The organism is Chryseobacterium amylolyticum (genome assembly GCF_051011775.1).
In the GTDB taxonomy this organism is placed as follows: domain Bacteria; phylum Bacteroidota; class Bacteroidia; order Flavobacteriales; family Weeksellaceae; genus Chryseobacterium.
Window position 1 is genome coordinate 643,920 of sequence record NZ_JBPCHX010000001.1, and the last position, 19,108, is coordinate 663,027.

The 19,108-nt window shown below is 31.8% G+C and carries 14 protein-coding genes; 12 read left to right on the forward strand and 2 right to left on the reverse strand.

Annotation, left to right across the window (positions count from 1 at the left end):
- The first annotated feature begins 124 nt into the window (after positions 1-124).
- The 12 genes from ACR1PO_RS02880 (at position 125) to ACR1PO_RS02935 (ending at position 16,099) form a co-directional block, all read left to right on the forward strand.
- Positions 125-403, forward strand: a complete 279-nt coding sequence (locus tag ACR1PO_RS02880) for a hypothetical protein (RefSeq protein WP_433985759.1) — start codon at positions 125-127, stop codon at positions 401-403.
- 439 nt (positions 404-842) lie between these two features.
- Positions 843-1,832 carry a kinase gene (locus ACR1PO_RS02885; protein WP_433985760.1) on the forward strand — a complete coding sequence of 330 codons (990 nt, stop codon included), beginning with the start codon at positions 843-845 and terminating at the stop codon, positions 1,830-1,832.
- Positions 1,833-2,155: 323 nt separating this feature from the next.
- The gene (locus ACR1PO_RS02890) at positions 2,156-3,370 is read left to right on the forward strand and encodes a hypothetical protein (RefSeq protein ID WP_433985761.1); all 1,215 of its coding nucleotides are present in this window, start codon (positions 2,156-2,158) and stop codon (positions 3,368-3,370) included.
- 165 nt (positions 3,371-3,535) lie between these two features.
- Positions 3,536-5,227: a hypothetical protein gene (locus ACR1PO_RS02895; RefSeq protein ID WP_433985762.1), complete on the forward strand. Its 1,692-nt coding sequence runs from the start codon at positions 3,536-3,538 to the stop codon at positions 5,225-5,227.
- 189 nt (positions 5,228-5,416) lie between these two features.
- Positions 5,417-6,367: a hypothetical protein gene (locus ACR1PO_RS02900; protein WP_433985763.1), complete on the forward strand. Its 951-nt coding sequence runs from the start codon at positions 5,417-5,419 to the stop codon at positions 6,365-6,367.
- Between the two features lie 50 nt (positions 6,368-6,417).
- Positions 6,418-9,414, forward strand: a complete 2,997-nt coding sequence (locus ACR1PO_RS02905) for an AAA domain-containing protein (RefSeq protein WP_433985764.1) — start codon at positions 6,418-6,420, stop codon at positions 9,412-9,414.
- Between the two features lie 39 nt (positions 9,415-9,453).
- A complete protein-coding gene (locus tag ACR1PO_RS02910) occupies positions 9,454-9,888 on the forward strand; it encodes a hypothetical protein (protein WP_433985765.1) in 435 nt (144 codons plus the stop codon).
- A gap of 67 nt (positions 9,889-9,955) precedes the next feature.
- Positions 9,956-10,111 (forward strand): hypothetical protein, encoded by a 156-nt coding sequence (locus tag ACR1PO_RS02915; RefSeq protein WP_433985766.1) that lies wholly within the window; start codon positions 9,956-9,958, stop codon positions 10,109-10,111.
- A gap of 201 nt (positions 10,112-10,312) precedes the next feature.
- Positions 10,313-11,461 (forward strand): hypothetical protein, encoded by a 1,149-nt coding sequence (locus tag ACR1PO_RS02920; protein WP_433985767.1) that lies wholly within the window; start codon positions 10,313-10,315, stop codon positions 11,459-11,461.
- A gap of 45 nt (positions 11,462-11,506) precedes the next feature.
- On the forward strand, positions 11,507-12,550 hold the full coding sequence (locus tag ACR1PO_RS02925) for a phosphoribosyltransferase-like anti-phage protein (protein ID WP_286486948.1): 1,044 nt from the start codon (positions 11,507-11,509) through the stop codon (positions 12,548-12,550).
- A 24-nt stretch (positions 12,551-12,574) separates the two neighbouring features.
- Positions 12,575-13,192: an NADAR family anti-phage protein gene (locus ACR1PO_RS02930; RefSeq protein ID WP_343658836.1), complete on the forward strand. Its 618-nt coding sequence runs from the start codon at positions 12,575-12,577 to the stop codon at positions 13,190-13,192.
- A gap of 45 nt (positions 13,193-13,237) precedes the next feature.
- A complete protein-coding gene (locus ACR1PO_RS02935; RefSeq protein WP_433985768.1) occupies positions 13,238-16,099 on the forward strand; it encodes an NACHT domain-containing protein in 2,862 nt (953 codons plus the stop codon).
- A 388-nt stretch (positions 16,100-16,487) separates the two neighbouring features.
- Here ACR1PO_RS02935 and ACR1PO_RS02940 read toward each other — a convergent pair whose 3' ends face one another.
- Both ACR1PO_RS02940 and ACR1PO_RS02945 read right to left on the reverse strand, forming a co-directional pair.
- The gene (locus ACR1PO_RS02940; RefSeq protein WP_433985769.1) at positions 16,488-17,759 is read right to left on the reverse strand and encodes a DUF3945 domain-containing protein; all 1,272 of its coding nucleotides are present in this window, start codon (positions 17,757-17,759) and stop codon (positions 16,488-16,490) included.
- A 261-nt stretch (positions 17,760-18,020) separates the two neighbouring features.
- Complete coding sequence (locus tag ACR1PO_RS02945; RefSeq protein WP_433985770.1) at positions 18,021-18,464, reverse strand: JAB domain-containing protein; 444 nt, start codon at positions 18,462-18,464, stop codon at positions 18,021-18,023.
- Positions 18,465-19,108: the final 644 nt, after the last annotated feature.

The following is a 19,108-nucleotide window of genomic DNA, read 5'->3' on the forward strand; positions in this document are numbered from 1 at the left end:
AGGAGATCCTTTAGGAGTTATATTAACAATGCTTCACCACTTAATAAAATACAACCTATTCTTTCCAAGAACGTAAAGATATCTCGCAGAAAATAGAATGAATTAAGTTTTGTAATTTAGTTTAATGAAAAATATTTTTACTAAGCTTGAATTGGACAGTTTCATGCAGTACTTCAGAATTATGATTCGTTATTTGATTGTATGTACTTCCAATATTGATGAAATTATCGAACAAAATAATGAAAATAGAGAGAAGATTGCTCCAGTTAATTATTTTTTAGGTCATTATGTAGCTCTAGCTTACTCATATGCAGGACTTACGCTCTCTAAACTGTTTATCACTGATGAAAAACGAAGTCTGAAAAAATTAATGAATAAGTTAGAAAGTAGTGATTTTGACTAAGATCTAAAAAAAATATTAAGTAGTAATCGACAGCTTTTTGAAAATGGAAGTAAGGGTGAATATGATTATCTTTTTAAAAATAAAACAGATATAAAAAATGCTATTAAAATTTCTAGAGAAGAAATTGAAGAAGGTGAACTGCTGGTTGAAAAAATCAAAGCAAGACGTGACTCTTATTATGCCCACTTTGATCCAGATAAAATTGGAGTAATTGAAGTTGAAAGTCTTTTAGAGATAAAGCAGCTTTCTGATATTGCAGAAGGCATCTATAACCGTTTCAATTCAGGATTTAATAATTCTACCTTTATGTTTAATAACCTATGGGATATGAAGGATTTATTCACCATAATAAATGAACATCATGATGTTTTCACTAAAAATAGAGACGAATTAGATAAGGAGTAACCTAATTATTTTAAAAACTAAAAACCAAAAACTTATGAGTGATATTTTATATTATCCTTACATAAATGTACCTGATAATGACTGGACGGTAAGAACTCTTCTTTATTACAATGATATTGCAGCGATTGTACCGCAAGAATACCTATGGAATCCTGAGCGACATTATGATCCTTTTATGATGGAATTGGTAAGGATGTCATTAGTTGTACCTGTAAATCCTGTCGAGGTGTTTGATAATCCTTGGGAAGTGACCAGGCCTTTTGTGACACAAATCGAGAAGCATAAAAGTTCACTTGAAAAAGCGCAGAAACGTTTCAGTAAATTACAAAGGAATTTGTTGCATTCACAAAAGTTTTCTTCAGCCCGCATACACGGAGATAAATTTGATGATGAAGTATTTTATAGTCTTACTAATTTAGGTCTTGCAAGTCGTTCAGAAGGTAACTGGTATGAGGTAGAGACTAAGACAGCAGACCAATTAATGAAATTTGTGGCCACTATGATTGGTGCTAAAACAAATAGAATTCCTACAACTGATGAGTTAAGACCAAGGTTTTACAGTATTAAGAATCTTAAAAATCAACAAAAAAGGGAAACTATTTTAGAAAAGTTAATCCCATTTCCACAAGATATAAAACTTGATAAAATGCTGCGATTTAAAGAGAAGCATGGCGACTTGTTAGAGGCCTTTACAAATAGAGTTGAACTCCTTGTGCTTGATCCCAACGTTAAAGAAGGAACTGATTTGTTTAACGAAAAGATTAGAGAATTGGTGATTAGAAAAGGTGAGTTGACCGCAAAAATGAACGAAAGCCAAATAGGAAATATTATATTTGGTTCTATCTGTGGTTTTATCAATGGCGCTCAGTCTTTTGCAGCTTCAGGTAATTTAAAATCTATGCTTTGGGGGCTACCGGGATTTGCCAATGCGATATACTCAGCATTGAAAATTGAAAAAGCAGAAAATGTTTTTGACCAAACTGGCATGAAGTATCTCGCCTTAGTCGATAAGAAGTTGCGATAACTTTTAATTCTATGATTTATCCCTGTATTATAACTAACAAAACTTTCTATAATACGAATAAAAACTAAAGCTGAAAATCCGAAATATTAGACAGACTGGAAAATCCCGACATTGTTGGGATTTTTTGTTTTATAAAATTTATTTTATCGATATTCCTTAGCGAAATTCAGTGAAAATACTGAACAATAATTTACGACCAGTTTTTATTTTTGTTAATTACGGAAAACCGTAGTAGAATTTTGATATCATAATATACATTTGATTATTAAATGATTTTATTTTAATTATGAATTAACCAATAGCACATTTAAGTAATATTAATCATGGAAACAAAAAAACGCTCTATTTTAAAACTAGACATTCCAAAATCTGATACTGGAATTTTAGTTTCAGATCTATTTAAATTATTAATTTCAACAGACCAAACAGCAAATCAAATTAAAGATATATTGAACAAACAATTCGAACAAGATGAATTTATTCCCATTTCAGGAGCTCAAACACTTGTAAATTCTCAAATTATCCAAAACAAAAATTATATCAAAAAAGATTTAATTTCAACTCTTGAGAATATAACTTTCTATTCAGATAATACTTTTACTATTAATTTTAATAAGATTAATGATCCAGAGAACTTTGGAGATAAGACGACTCTAAACACCTATCCAAAATATTCCGCTCAACGTGATTTTTTCGGTAATTTGTTCAGCATGGACAAGTATGCAAAAAAGCTAATAGATAGTGGATTTAAGAAAATTGTAGAAGCAAATCTAGAACTCTTAAAAGAAGAAAAAATAAAAGACAAAAAATATAGGCTAATACATTACAAACCTGATAACAATTATTATTTGCGTGCAATAGTTTCTACAGATAATTATTTTGATTACAATAATTCAATTGCAGTTGTAATAGCACTACTAACTCTATATAAAGAAATTAAATCCTCCGGCGTTGCTTATTCTCTTAAATTATGTGAGTATAATGAATCAAATATCAGAATGTTTTTTGATTCAACAGGCGAAAAAGAACTTGAAGGAATTGGTTATGTGAAAAATATCGTTGAAATTTCAAATGATGAAATTAAAAGAGAAGCATTACGTTTTTCAGGAGTCTGCACGATTAGCTATGATAACAACAAGCAAAAAAATGAAATTTATATCAAGCCAAAAGATGTTAAATCAAAAATATTAACTATTAAGCATAATCAAAAACCTAACAATGGATTAAAGAGTTTAACTGATTTTGAAAATGTAGATAAAGTCCATAATGAGCTTTACGAAGATATAAAAGCGATAAAAAATATTAAGAATACAGAGCAAATAAAATTTCTTGTGCGTCGAAAGATAGATAATGCCAAAAATGATGATATCAAGAGATTCAAAGCATCTATTTTGAATGAATTGACAAAAACAACAACTAAAAACATTATCGATCTTTTAAATGTTTTCAATAATATTCAAGTCTTAGCGAATGAAGATATAGAAGCCTCAGAATATTTGAGATATGTGATTTACGAAGCTTTGATAAATAGGAAGTAAATTTTTTATCTTTCACTATTTCTTATATACCCCTATATATCAACTAGATTTTAATAAACTGTAATTAATTGCAAATATTGGATAATCGTCTAAAAGTAGGGATTAGATTATAAATTATAAAAAATAGTTTCATCTTTCATAATATATCAAATAAGTAAACAGCAAATGAGTGTACAAATAATAAAAGGAAAATATTTAATCTTTAAATCTGATAAAACTTCCGAAGTCAAGTTCAGGAAAGAATTATCTAAATTAATTATTGATACCTTCGGAAAGAAAGATTACACAATTGATGAAACAACAAAAATAATAAGTTTTAGTCTCGATTATTTTGTTGAAAAATTTAGGGAAATTTGCTTAAATGAAACTTCAGTTAGATTTTATCAACATATTTTCAAATTTCATGAACATAGCGTTGAAATAGTCTATAATTTTTCAGATGAGAGGAATAATCAAGATAGTGAAATAGACTTTAATTACATTGCAAAATATAGAAGAGTATTAAAATATATTTTGGAAATGGGCTGTGAAGTTAAAATGCATAATCAAGAGGCTTCTACTATAGCACTCAAGACTCGCATTGAAAATAAACTAAATGATTTGCTTTTTCTTGGTGAAATGATATTGACCTGTGTAAGTTTATATGCAGAACAAACAATGATAGAAGATATTAATGAGATTAGGTTTGAAGATGATCTTTATGTTTTTTCGAGAAAACATCATTATGATTTTATTTTTCAACATATAAAGCAAGAATTCGGTGGACAATTAACAAAAGCAGTAGTTGACAATACAGAGTATGCTGGGCTTGCTGATTTGAAACAAGCTCTAAAGAATTGTTTTGATATTAGCTATGATAATGTTGGACATATAATTGCTTCCATTCATGAACAAAATAAAAGTAAAGGAGGTGACGTAGTAGGTGTAAATTGGGACGCTTTTCCGCTTAATCTTTCAGCAATGTTTGGAGTCGACTCAGAAAATGCTAAACTTTTTTTTAAAGGTTTGACATTAGACAAATCAAACAAAATGCCTCTTTTAGATTTAGCTTGTAAACCCTATAAATTAAATAGATATTTATATAAACCAATAATTATATGGAATATAGAAGGTGAAGACTATGCGCTAGTTGGCAAACATTCTTGGAGTGAAACTTTTATACAGCTCGCTTCTAACGCAATTCCATGGGGGAAGGCACCAGAAGAATGGCTAAAAAATAATTGTTTTAGAAAATATGTGAATGAAAAGGAGGATGCACACGATAAATGGCTTGATGATGCAGTTGAAGAAAAACTGATTCATAATAAAATATATTATGAAAGAAATTTGAAATCTATAGATAACGTTGACATTAATAATGAAGAAGTAGGTGAAATAGATTTCATTATAATTTCAGAAAAATTAAAAAAAATTTTTATAGCAGATTGTAAGCATCTTCTTGGAAGATATGATACTCCAAATCAAAGAAATGATTATAATGTCTTTGTTTCTGGTAAAAAGCCGTACAACAAAACTTTAGAAAGAAAGGTAACTTGGTTTAAAAAAAATAAACAACTAATCCAAAATCATTTTGATAAAAAATATCAAAGTGTATTCATTGATATCTTAGATTTTGAGATCGAAGGTATTTTTATTATTAACACTCCTACTCTGTACATGTATAATTCAACTTTTAGAATCTATTCTATAACTCAAATAGAAAATGTAGTTTTGGGAACGCACGAAGATCCTACATTCACAATCTTTGTTGACGAAGCAGATAAAACAGGTATATTAAATATAAATTATCCATATTTTAATAAACCACAATATAATATAATTGATCCATTTGAAGATACTGAACAAGAAAACCCATAAAACTGAGGTCGACTTTACTTTTCAAATACGTGGTCAAAAATACAAAAATAACACTTAGATCTTTTTAATAGTGCTTTCAAATTCCAGATTTATTATTAATTTAATTTCAATGAAAAAGTATCTGTTGAATTTAAAAAAAGGCTGTAAGAAGTAAATAATGTTTTTATTAATAAATAAATAAAAATTACTATGTTTCAAATTATTGATTTAGAATACCTATTAATCGGCTGCTTATTTTCGAAAGATTCATCGGATGAATTTCTTATAGAAACATTCAAATCTGCATTTAAATTACTCGACGTTAAACAAGATTCATTTGAAAAAGTTCCTTATATAATTTATGCTTCTAGAGAATATTTTGAACACAATAGCAAACAACAGATAGATAAAAGAGATAATCACTCGCAATCCGAAATTTCATTTTATGAAGATGAAGGAATAATGATTTATGATGGAATATACGCTTCTGCATTCGGTGAAATGAAATATATTTACAGATCTAAAGGAATGAGAATTTATTATTGCAAAGATGGCGAATTGAAAATTTTGACATCTCATTCTACAATTGATAATGAAGGCTTTCAACTTTGTCAAGAGTTAGTTAATTCGTTTATGATCAAAGACATAAATAGTATTGACCAAATTATTGAGATCCTTCATGTTTATATAGATGCTAATCAAGAATTTAATATACAACTTGCACTACAAAAATTTTTAAAGTCTCTTACACACATAGTAAAACCATTTAAAAAGGCATATTTCATTGAATATTTGCTATTTCCTCCAGACGTTCATTATCCATCTGATTTTTCACTAAAATTGAAGGATGAGCTTTGGACCCTAGCTTTATCTTCTAAATTTAAGGAACATTGGGATATTAATATTCAAAATGAAGTAATTAGTTTGCTTTCACATCTCGGAATAAATCCAAACTACAATGTTATAATTAATTTCTTAAAAAATACCGCAACATCAAATACAGAAATCCTAGAAAAAATAGAGCAATTAGAAAATAATTTGGTAAACATTATTGAAAAAGAAGATATCATAGAGTTTAAACCCAACATTGGTGGCTTAGGGTTTAATGGTAATGAGGCTTTTCGTCGACTACAAAATTTTTATAAAAAGTACTTCTTATAGCTCCTTAGATAAAATCTGAACACTTATTAAATTAAAAAGTAAAATCACAAATGCTCACTGAACATAAAAAATGGCTGACCTATTGGAAAAAAAGCTTATCCGATTCCTTATATACGGATATTGACATAGAAAAATCATTTTTTTTTGAAATTGATAATTTCAATATTGATAATCAGTTAATTATTGAAATCGATAAAGTTAATACACTAATCGATCTTGAAGAAAAAAGAATCAATGAGAAGAAAGGCATAAAAAGCAAAGAAAACGAAGAGTGGATTCATGTTGATTATGCTGTCGTAGTAATAGCTCCATTTAAGCTTATGCCTCTTCCCGAACATTTAGTTCATCTTAAAGATAAAAAACCAAAATTCCCGTTTTGGTTTTATGCAATTCTCGATAGGGATGGTAAATTATCCATTCCAGAAGAGACTTTTCCTTTATTTCAAAGAAAATACCTTGAGCCATTAGCAGATGAGAAAAATGAATTTATTTTTGGCAACGTAGAAGATGTTGACCACGCGACAACTTTAGGAAGAGAGGATTATAATAGCTATTCTGAATATGTTTACAATGTAGTCAATGTATTTGAAAAAGCTACTAGTCAAAAATTTCACGAGTATCGATCAGAGGGATATGAAACAATATATAATGGACTGGTTCTAATTCCTAAAGAAGACATTAATGCTGCTGATGGTATCATCAAGTTGTACGATAAAATTCTTAAAAATAAAAATACTCCTTTACTTTTAGAGGCATTGATTACCCTAAAAAACAATAACGAGAAACTTCCTGTTTCAGTTCCTGACTGTATTGAATTTAACGAACTTCATTTAGGACAGATGGGATTTGGTTTCCCATTATCAATATCTCAGAGAAAAAGTTTAAATACTCTTTTAAGCACGAATGATAAAGTTTTTGCGGTAAATGGTCCACCTGGGACCGGAAAGACAACGTTACTTCAAAGTATTGTGGCTACCAAGGTTGTGGCAGCTGCCATAAAGGGGAAAAATGCTCCCATAATCCTTGCCTGCTCTACCAATAATCAGGCAGTAACAAATATAATCGATAGTTTTGCTCGTACTAATACAAGGGAAGGGAAACTACAGGGAAGGTGGCTTCCTGAGGTTGATGGCTATGCTACTTTTTTACCATCTACTCGTAAAACTGAAGCAGAGCTAAAAGGAATAAACTATAAAAAACTGGATGGGCAAGGCATTTTTAGAAAAATTGAAAATCAAGAATATTTTAGCCTCGCCAAAGAATACTTCTTGGAAAAAAGTAAAGGCTATCTTAACAAAGCCGTTTTAACGCTTGCCAACTCGGCACAAGGTCTTCAACATGAGATTATTGCTATTGAAGAAAGTTTTAAAAAAGCAGGTTTGCTCTGGAAAGATTATTTAAGATCTGAAAATGAATTTAAATCGGAATATTTACCTTCATCATCCTCCGATCTTTACTATAAAGAAGGTATCTTAAATGAGTCTCTATTAATAACTGACATTCAGCATTTAATGCTAATTGAGCAGCAAATAATTTCCTACTTCAAAGAAGAACCTTTTTTCAGAAAAATCTTTTGTTTTTTAGGTTTGAAGTCAGCTTTAAAAAACAGATCCAGTGAGATCAAAATCATTCTCAGAGATTCTTTGATTGTAATCACGAACGATTTTATTTTAAAAAAAACAGAAATTCTTCATAAAATTGATTCCAAAATAAGCCTTGCTAAGAAAATAGTTGATACAATCGAAAAGTGGAAAATTTGGAAAAAAGATAATAAAATAAAAGGTAACCCTCCATCTTCGGAAAAAGAGTACTGGGACTTTGAGTTAATTAAAATTAGTGAGAAAATTCCGGCAAACTGTTTCTATGATGAGCTGGACACAACATTACGACATAAAGCATTTCAGTTGGCCTTACATTACTGGGAAGCCAGATATCTGATGGAATTAGAAAGCAACCTCTATGAATCTAACTTCGATAAAAAAGGCAAAGAACCTGCGATGATGAGATGGCAAAGACATGCTATGCTTACTCCATGTTTTGTAAGCACTTTCTTTATGGCTCCGAAATTTTTTAGTTTTTATAAATTCTTTAAAAAAGCGGAAGACGGAAAAAATATATACGATACTCCCCCACTTTTTGATTTCATAGATCTGCTTATTGTTGACGAAGCCGGACAGGTCTCACCTGAAGTAGGAGTTGCAACTTTCGCCTTGGCAAAACAAGCTGTTGTTGTAGGAGACGTTAAACAAATCGAACCCGTTTGGAATATTATCAACAAAATCGATATTGGCAATCTTAAGAAATGTCAGATTATTACAGATTACGATGATACTATTTATGAAAAAGAATATGATCCGAAAGGCTTCCTTTCCTCCACCGGAAGCATCATGAAAATAGCTCAGAATGCTTCTGGATTTAAAGAGGCAGAACTACATGAAAAAGGAGTTTTACTTACTGAGCACAGAAGATGTTATGATGAAATTATTAATTACTGCAATGTTTTAGCTTATGGCGGTCAGTTGGTTCCATTAAGAGGAAAAGCTTCATCAGATCTTCTTTTTGCTCCAATGTATTGTATACATGTAGAAGGGCAATCGACAAAAAGTAATAATGGAAGTAGATTTAATTCAAATGAGGCAAAAGAAATTGTTGAATGGCTGATAAAAAATAAAGTTTCGATTGAGAAAAAATATGGACCGATTGAAAAGGCTGTAGGAATTATTACTCCCTTTACCGGACAGAAATATCTTCTGCAAAACACATTAAAAAATGCTGGCTTTAACGTTGATGATTTTAAAATAGGAACGGTTCATGCACTTCAGGGTGCAGAGCGAGACATTGTTTTATTTTCGATGGTGTACGGTGATGAAGACAAAGGGACACTATTCTTCGATAGGGATAATAAGCCCAATATGCTAAATGTAGCTGTCTCCAGAGCAAAAGATAATTTCATTGTTTTCGCCAATACCAAGATTCTTAATAAAAATGCTAAAACGCCTTCCGGAGTGCTTGCCAATTTTTTAAAATATGAAGTTCCAACAAATTAATACTTCAATTACAACACTATCAAAAACTTATAATAGGCTATGAACCCAGAACCTCTTACTCCTAAACAAATTAAAACCAGGTGGATAGATATTAAAAAGCAAATTAATGGAAGACAGTTGTTAGCTTATAGAGTATCTATTCCACTAGAAAAATGGGATGAATATATGCATTCCACTCCATCTGAAAATGAAATTAATAGAATATATGATGCTATCCAACAAGACAGAATAAATAAAACTGCTAGAGTTAAAGAAGCTTTATCTAAAATTGTCGGATATAGAGAATCTGTTGTGTATAGCAAAAAAATAGGTATCTCAGATAGTTATATTCGTGAGATTCTTGAAGGGAAAAAAGTGAAAGCAGGCTACGAAATAATTGATAAAATTGAACTGTTTCTAAATACAATCTTACCTGATTTTGAAATGTCTGTTGAAAATCCACTCACTTTAAAACTTCACTCAGGATTATGCTAATACAATAACAAATGAGATCAGTAAGGTTGTTGAAAATCTGAAAGATTATCGTTTTGATCTTTCCCAAATGATTACAAAAAGAGTAACTCCAATAGATTGGAGGGGTGATAAAATTTCTGTTACAAGATCAATTGAATATTCCATAGAAAAGCTTAAAGATATTAAAGAAGAAATGGATCTTTTCTGGAATTTATACATTGAAAAACAAAATAAGCCTAAGTAATACCACTTGCCAGCAAAATGAGAGCCGATGGAGAGAATATCTTAAATGAAATATATTAACATTATAGACTCATTAGTGAGACACTAAAGGTTTTAAAAAGTACTTAGAAAAAACTGAAGATCATTTTAAGTTAAAATAACTAGTATTGAAAATTTAGATCTGAGATTTATTATATTAATAAGAATAAATAATTTTCATCTTATGAAATATGAAGAAAGAATTAAGGAATTAAAGGAATTAAAAAAAATTGCGAATGAGACTCTCGACAAGTACAAGAATTTAAGATTTGACAATAATAAAAAATGGATAGAAAAAAAAAGTGAAATTTCCATCGAACAGCTAAAAGAGATTATCCAAAAAATAAATCATGACCGACATCCTGATCAAGTCGAATTATATTGTAATCTAAAGTCAAAATTTGAAGATGGCAAGATTAGTACACAGGAATTGTCTCAGCTTTTCAATGTCACAATGATGCAAATCCAAACTGAATCTATAATATTTGATATTGCGAGATTATCCCCAGAATCAAATTTATTGCTTGATATTTCGTGGTTGACGGATGGGTATGTTAAAGATTACATTGATATCTATCTTAAAAGAAAAGACATTAGTATTCTTGAAAAGTTTCTTCCCTCTAAAATTACCGAGATAGCTGATAGGATATTGCCTGCTATGAAGTGTGACAAGGAATTTCAAGAGATCGTTTCGGTTCTTGAGGTTGCTGTCGAGTTATCAAATAACAGTAGTTTCGTCGCAAGTAGTATTCTATTGATTACAGCGTGTGAAAGCCTAGTCAGACTTTTTTCAAGGAGAATTTACCAAAATCAAAATCCAAGTTTAAATGATGATGAAATAAATGAATACATCTACAATAAGTTTACTTCATTAGAAAGTTTAATAACGAAAGGCAAATGGCTTAATGATTTTCCTATTATGTTTTCAGAAGCATTAGTACATTATAAAGACGTCAACGATAATTCGCTTAATCAACTTCGTAAAAAACATAAGATGCATGTATCTGCACAAAAAAGAATTGAAAAAAGATTATCAAAATTTAGTAAGCACACAATTACCGAATCTGAGCTTTATGATTTAGTCGAACATTTAAAAAATGACTCTAACGAATTGATGACAGACGAAGATAAGGAAATCAAGATTAATTTATCTGTGATGTTGAATTTTCTCGTTAGAAAATATAAGGATGACAGAAATCAAATAATTCATGGAAATTTCAAGGAATATAATTTGAAGTGGAAGAATTACATAAATTTAGCGGCAATTGTAAAAATATTTGATGTATTTACAGAGTATGAAAAATTTTATAATTCTAAAAAAAACAACGCATAAATACTGTTTTATTATTATTTTTGAAAATATGACTAAAAACCACTAATGAAGACTCTTGTTGAAAGTATTTATGAGATCATAAAAGATTATCGTGTTCACGACGGAATAGAGATAACACCAGAGAAAATTTTAAAATGGAGCGAACAGTTTGGTGACGATGCTGAACTTATTTTAACTGAGCTCAATAATATTTTACCGTTTGTCTATATTTCAAGAGATACTGCTAAAGAATATATTCTTAGCCATATCAAAGTGTATTTAAAATTATTTGGATTTGATAGTGTTTCTAAGTTCTTAATGGATACGGAATTCTTAAATGTACAACACTCCTACAAAAGCCAGCCCGCAATTTTAAAACTATTAGAGGAAGTTTTAGAAGAAAAATATTCTCTTTCTTACATGGATTACAGCACTTTTCCTAAAACACATTATATATATTTTGATGATATTTTAGCTTCTGGAAGTACTATTGGTAGAGATGTGATAAACTTCTTAAATGAAGAAGATGACCAACAGAAAAAAAATCACGAAAAATTGGCTGCCAATGAAATCACGCTTAGCGTAAGTGTTTTTTGTTTACATTCATGGGGCCGAGCATTTCAAGAATATAGAATCACAAAGACATTTAGCGATAAAGTAAGCAGAAAAATCAATTGGTATTTGAATTATGAAATTGAGAATCATGCAAAATACTCTGATCAAAAGCTTAACGTCGCAAAGCCTGTTAAAGGAAACAATACCAAAATCAACAGTTACCTGGAGAATCTTAGCGCTGATAAGCACGAAGATTATGCCTATAGAAGAATGAACACTCCTGTCAACGAGACATTTTTCACCAACTCTGAAAACAGAATAAAATATGAAAATATAATTACTGAAAAAGGGATTGATATTATTGACATGATTGCCGGCGAAGTCAAGCCTAATCTCAGACCATTAGGTCTTATAAATCCGGCATATAAGATATTTGGGTTAGGAACTCATTTTTTTACATGGCGAAATATTCCCAACAACTGTCCGTTAGTATATTGGTGGCAGGTTCCTGGTCATGATTGGATACCTTTATTTCCTGTTGCTAACAGGGGATAAAGAAAAAATGTTTAAATTAGCACTATGAATCCTAGCATTAGAGAATATAATACAAAAGAAATTATAACTTTTGCAAAGACTGAAAATAAATTTGGAGGCCTATCCAATATGGCTCCAGGTTATTCTTTGTTTATTAACGAAGTTAATATTCAAAGTACAGAAATTCTTTATCAGGCCTGCAAATTTCCATTGTTTCCAATGATTCAGAAGGAAATTATTGAAACTAAAAATCCAATGGATGCAAAATCTGTAAGCAGGAAGTATCAGCAGTTTAGCAGACAAGATTGGGATAGCGTAAAGTTTAAGGTGATGAAATGGTGTCTTGAAGTTAAATTGATTCAAAACTTCGATAATTTTTCGGAATTGTTATTAAGTACGGGTGAAAAAACAATAGTAGAATTTTCTAAAAAAGATACTATATGGGGAGCTTCACCTTTAACCCCTACTTTATTAAAAGGACAAAATGCATTGGGAAGACTGTTAATGGAATTAAGAGAAAAAATCAAATCCAATATCATTACTAAAGACACTGTAATTCTTGAGCCACAAATCAAAGCTTTTCTACTTTATGATAATCCAATAAAAGAAATCCACAACGATAATTATTTTATTGATGACCTTGATGATATCTACGCATACTAAGAATTGTTCTTACTGTAGTTTATAAATCTCTAGTTTCTGAAAGCATTGTCAGCCCCAATAATCACAGCCGATTTACTAAGTTTCATTAAAATCAATCGCGATGCAATTGCAACCAATCGTGGTTTTTACTATCAGTATTTACATGTTGTCTTGAAATGGCTGGGTAACTATGTCAATGGTATTGAAGATGACATTAAAACCGAAGTTGAGGAGGATATCCAAGAGATAGGTGAGCAACTTGTGTTTACGCAGATTAAATGCTATTCCTCAGTTTTCAGTTTTAAATCAATCGAGATAAAGAAGTCATTATTTAATTTCTTCAGCTTATATCTCGAGCACTATAACAGTTCAACACCAGTACTTTTTCACTTTATTACAAATACTAAAATTTCAGAAAATGAGCAATTGCTACAAAGATGGGTTGCAGAGCAAGACAATATTGAAGAAGAAACCCTTCAACAATGTGCACAGATCGTGGCTGACATTTTATTTTTACAGATCAGTTCAAAGATTCAGAACTCTCTAGCAAAAAAAACAATTTCGGATGATGAGAAAAAAGCCTTGGAGTGCCATTTATCTTTATTTCAGAAATTACTCGATGATGAGAATTTGATCCATGATTTTGTGAGTAAAGTAAAGTGGGATTTCCAAGAAGTACCTACCGAAGAAGCTATCGATAAAATAATTATTGACATCAATAATTATTTAGATCATCCTACTTTTGAAAAAAGACCAAAAAAACTACTTTTCGATGTTCTTTTAAGTGAGATCTATCGTATATCTCAGCTAACAGATCCAGATAAAAGAAAAGTTAACAAAAGCATTTTAGATGGCCTACTGAAATCAAATGATTATGAAATAGTACATTATATAGATCTGCGCTTTACAAAATTATTTCATTCACGAGTTGATGTTCTTGAAAAAGATGTCGCTGTCATAAAGAAAACGGTCGATGGTCTGATAGATATACAGAAACTACATGGAGAAAAACTTGAAGGGCTAAGTGGCAAGAAGCTGATTCCACAAATGATAACCCCTATCCCCTTCATCAATTCATCAATGATGATTGGACGGGAAATCGTGATTGCTGATCTTTACGATCTTCTTAAAGATAACAAACATGTTATCGTAAATGGCAATGGAGGAATGGGAAAATCTTCATTGTTAAAACTTTATGTCTCAAAATATGTTCAGGATTATGATCACATCATTTGGATCAATGTTGAAACGGGCCTGGTAAACACTTTGAACTTTCACGAGCAGTTAGCCATAAATCTCGATTTACCTGCTTTAAATCCCGATGAATTCTCATGCAGGTTTGGTTTAATCATAAACAAACTGAATCAGATTACAGGTAATAATTTGCTTGTAGTCGATAGCTACGATAGTACCGAAGCCGAAATGGCAGAATTACAGTGTTTAGCGAATTGGAAAATGATCATTGGTACGAGATTACGACTGGAGAACGTAAAAACTTTAACCATAAAAAAATTAAGTTTTGAGGAATCTAAGGCAGTTTACCGTAATTTCGACAATGCTGCTGATATTGCAGACGAGCAATTTAAATCTTTATTTAAATATGTAGAATATAATCCGTTGGTTATTGGCTTAGTTGCTAAAACAATTAAATATAGTTTTGATCTTAGTTTGGATATTATGCTGGATCATTTTGAACAGCAAAGTCTGGATGATGATAATCTCAAAATAGACATTCCCAATGATGGTGAACAATCACTCAATCTTTTAAAGATTTTAAATCAGACATTCAGCCTAAGCAAGATAGAACCGTTTGATGCGTATCATCTAAGTTTCTTTGCAATGCTGCCTTTGGAAGATGTGCAGTTTAATGATCTTGTTGATTGGTTTGGAGAAGAATACAAGTCTGAAAGCAGAACAAATTTAACGAATGCGATTAATAGATTGCATGCTAAAGGATTAATTGAACGCGAAGGCTCCAAAATTACAATGCATAAAGTATTGAGAGATTCTATCATCTATCAGGAACGCGCAGAGGAACTGCCGTTTTTAAGCCAACTTCACAACATATGGTGTCTTTTAAAGATGCTTAAAAAAGGTTCAGATCAGGATCTTAAACTTGCTTTACGGTTTTTAAAATTTGGAGAAGCAATCCTTAATGTGATCAATGAACCACATCGTGGGACGATTTATCAACCTTTGCTACAATTGGAAAATGAGGTTTTACATATTTATAACTGGCTCGGGAAAGATCATATAACTGCTAAGTGGACGAGCTTATTTGAACGTGCGGAAAACCACCTGGAACCAACCGACCCTCTTCTTGGATTAATAGCCAATAATTACGGAATCGCACTTGCAGCTGACGGTAATATGGATCAGGCTTTTGAATATTTTGAAAAGTCAGTCTCAATCTTAAGTCTTCATAAAGAGCACCTCCCTAAATTGTTCGTGTCCATTTGTAACCTCTGTCACTTGTTTATACAACAAAGAAAGATGGACCGTTTCCAGGAGTGTTTTGAGAATCTTGAGAATTTAAGACAGAAACACAATATTTATGATGATTTTTCCATTTCTATTCAATGTCAGGTTTTGGCATTAGCCAACTATGAAGTGTTAAATTTCCCAGAAGCCATAAAACTTTTTAAACTTGCTATTAATCTGCATAACGAACTTCCGGAAGAAAATAGAAATGACGCTTTTCTAATGCACTACTTTACCAAACTTGGAGAATCCTTTTATTTCAATGGAGAGTTAGAAAATGCATACCGGGCTTCCGAGATTGCCTTTACTATTTTTACGGAGCTAAATGTGAAAGTATTAGGTTATCCACATCCTATATTTAACTTAATGTACTCTGTGGCTCATACAAAAGACGATTATGAGCTTATGGAAAAAGTTAAAATAATGAAAGAAAAGTATAACGACTGAGATAGGATATTTTTAATATTAAAAAAGCCAATACTATTAGATTATTTGGCTACCTACAGGTCTCATTCCCGTAACCAGTCAAAGAGAATATGGGCAAAACATCATTCATCAAGATAAACAACAGGGATCTAAAAATGATATAATTATTCTAAACCTTCGCAACCTTTTTTCAAAAAATATAGAAAAGCTATACCCTGCAATGTTTTTGAAATGGGGTTGCTCCAAATTCCGCAAAAATGCGATTCCGACCATAGAGAGGAATTGCATTTTTGCCGCAACATTTTCCAGAAAAAACTAAAAAACCTACAAAGCTTTAATCTTTGCAGGTTTTTAATTTAATATTCTAAATGGCGCACTCGAGCGACTATTAAAACCAAAAAAAGAAATATTATTCAATCGCTTTATTAAAAGAAAAAACAATCCTCCCAACCTCCTTATCAAAACGAATATACCCCTGATATCCTCTCCCTTTTTCACTCACCAACCCACTGATATAAGCCATCTCCCCTGCCTTTAATTTCTCAATCTGCCAACGACGAAGCTTCATCCCCCTAAAAGTCGAAGGAACTACAAACTCAAAGCTATGTTCATCATTCCGTACTTTCAACTTCTTATTGAAGAAAAACTCCAACCACTGCTTTTCTGCATTAAACTGCAACGTCGAATTAAAAAGCCTTTTACTCTTAGATAACATATTTTCAATAAACAAAGGTTTTCCCGAACGAAGAACCCCCTGCTGTTCCGAACTCAAAACCACGCCACAGACCACGGCAGGAATTCTGACAAAATCCATTGGTAAATAAAACAGTTCATTGGTCAGCTTATCCCTGCTAATCAATGACGGAACCAATTCTCCTGTGACAGGATTAACAAGATGCACCACCCTGCCTATATTTCCGATATTCAGAAGATTTAATCGATCCTCTTTTGAAAACTTATGACCCAAAAATTTTTTCCTGAAATCAGGCATTTTTTGTGATCTGTAAACGTGAAGCACCACTTCCCCATTGTCATTTAACTTTAACTGTAACCTGGCATTAACAGTACCTCCCTCTTCCCCGTCATCACTTCGTAGAGGAAGCAACACTGAAGTTTTAAATCCCTTCAATAACTCATCCAAAACATTAATCTTTTCCAACATCTCCCGATCAACTCCAATCTTAGCGACCGCATTCCAATCGACATCTTCAATCTGATAACGGTATCTCGGGTTAATGACTTCAGCAGATCGTATCTTTGAAAAATAACTGATTCCATTTGAGCTATCACTCTCCAAATTCTTTTTATTCCTCAAAACCTCAACAGTATCGATCGAAACCTCATACTGCTTCAGGTCTTCTCTATTAACAGATGATGAACTATCAATATAATCCTGTAATTCCAGCGCAGTATCCACCGCTTCAAATTCTGTCACCTTAAAAAATGAATAGGCTTCGGGATTTTTAAGCTGATTATAAAAATCCGCATAGAATTCAGTAAAAGACTCTGCTGAAGAATCGATCCGTATCATTGAATCGACACCAGCAGAATCTGGAGCAACATCGATAAGATGTCCATTTTGATTGACATTCTGAACCATTCCAACGGAATTAGTACTGTGATGAAGAACCAATAAGGTATTGGCTTCTGAAATTGATGTGCTATTGATTGTATTATTCATAACGTTGATTTTATGAGTTGTTATTATTGTCTTTAGTCTTTAATTAAAATTAATGTACAAACTTGTTTGAAATACCTGCAATGGTGTGATAGATTCTGCAAAGGATAGGATTTGCCGTATTTCAACAACATTGTAAAATGAATCTGAAGGAAAAAGCTGTCTTAGAAGAATCCGTTCTCATAAACTCCCAACTTTTATAATTTTATTGCTTTGTAAAAGCCTTAGAGCTTTGCTTGACATTCCAAGACAGCTTTTAAGAATCTATATCAACCCCTCATCCGCAAAGGAAAAATGAGAATCCGACGTCAGGATCACATGATCCAGCAGAGTCAGGCTCAGAATCTTTGCTGCCTCTTTGATCTGGGAAGTCATTTTGATATCACAGGAGGATGGTTTCAGATTTCCTGAAGGATGATTATGGGCAACAATCATTGCCGAGGCATTGCAAAGCAAGGCTGCCTGCATCACGATCCGTACATCCACCAGTGTGGAAGAAATCCCGCATTCGGAGATCTTCTTAATCCCCAGCACCTTATTCGACTGGTTCAGATACAAGGCAAAGAAAGATTCCCGATAATCCATTTCCTCCGCATCAAAATGCGCCCTGAAAATCTCCACCGCATCCCTTGATGACGATATGGATCTTTCACAATTTCCCTTTCTTGAATAGCTCAGCTTAATTTCGTTGACAATATTGAATTTCATCTGAATTGCTCCGTGTGCGGCGGAGACATGTTTTTCCCGCACCTGCTGTTAAAAAACCTGTAGATTGCAGCTTGAAGGAAATCTTGACCTTTCTATTTACCTGATCGTGTCATTCATTTTACGAATGGTTATCAAATGTTTTAGAGATGGTATCATCTGATCAAATGATCTTTTTACGATATATGATGAGAATGTTTTATAATCATTCAGATATATGAAATAATACCAGGGTTAATCATAAGGATCAAAATTTCAATGAACTGCATTTGCATCTTGTGAGGTTTCTGACTTTTCTATGCAGATTCACCATTCAGGCAGGCACAAGGAAAACTGGAATCAATTCCAAAAAAACAGTAAGAAAGTGTATTGATGTAAGCCTGAAATCTTTTTGCGGAGGCTCCGGGATCGGAGATCCCGGATACCCAAAAAGATTTTTTTCAGCAGTGACCACGGAATATATTTGCTATAGAAAATCGGATAGCCTCAGATAGAATTATGGCAGTAGAAATTATGATCAGTTTATTATGGCTTAAGAAGAATTAAGGTGATAAATAATTAAAATATTTATCTTCAGAAGAATAAAATATTGATGAAAAATTATTTAATCATCCAGAAAGAATTTTTAAGTGAAATTTAAGATCTTT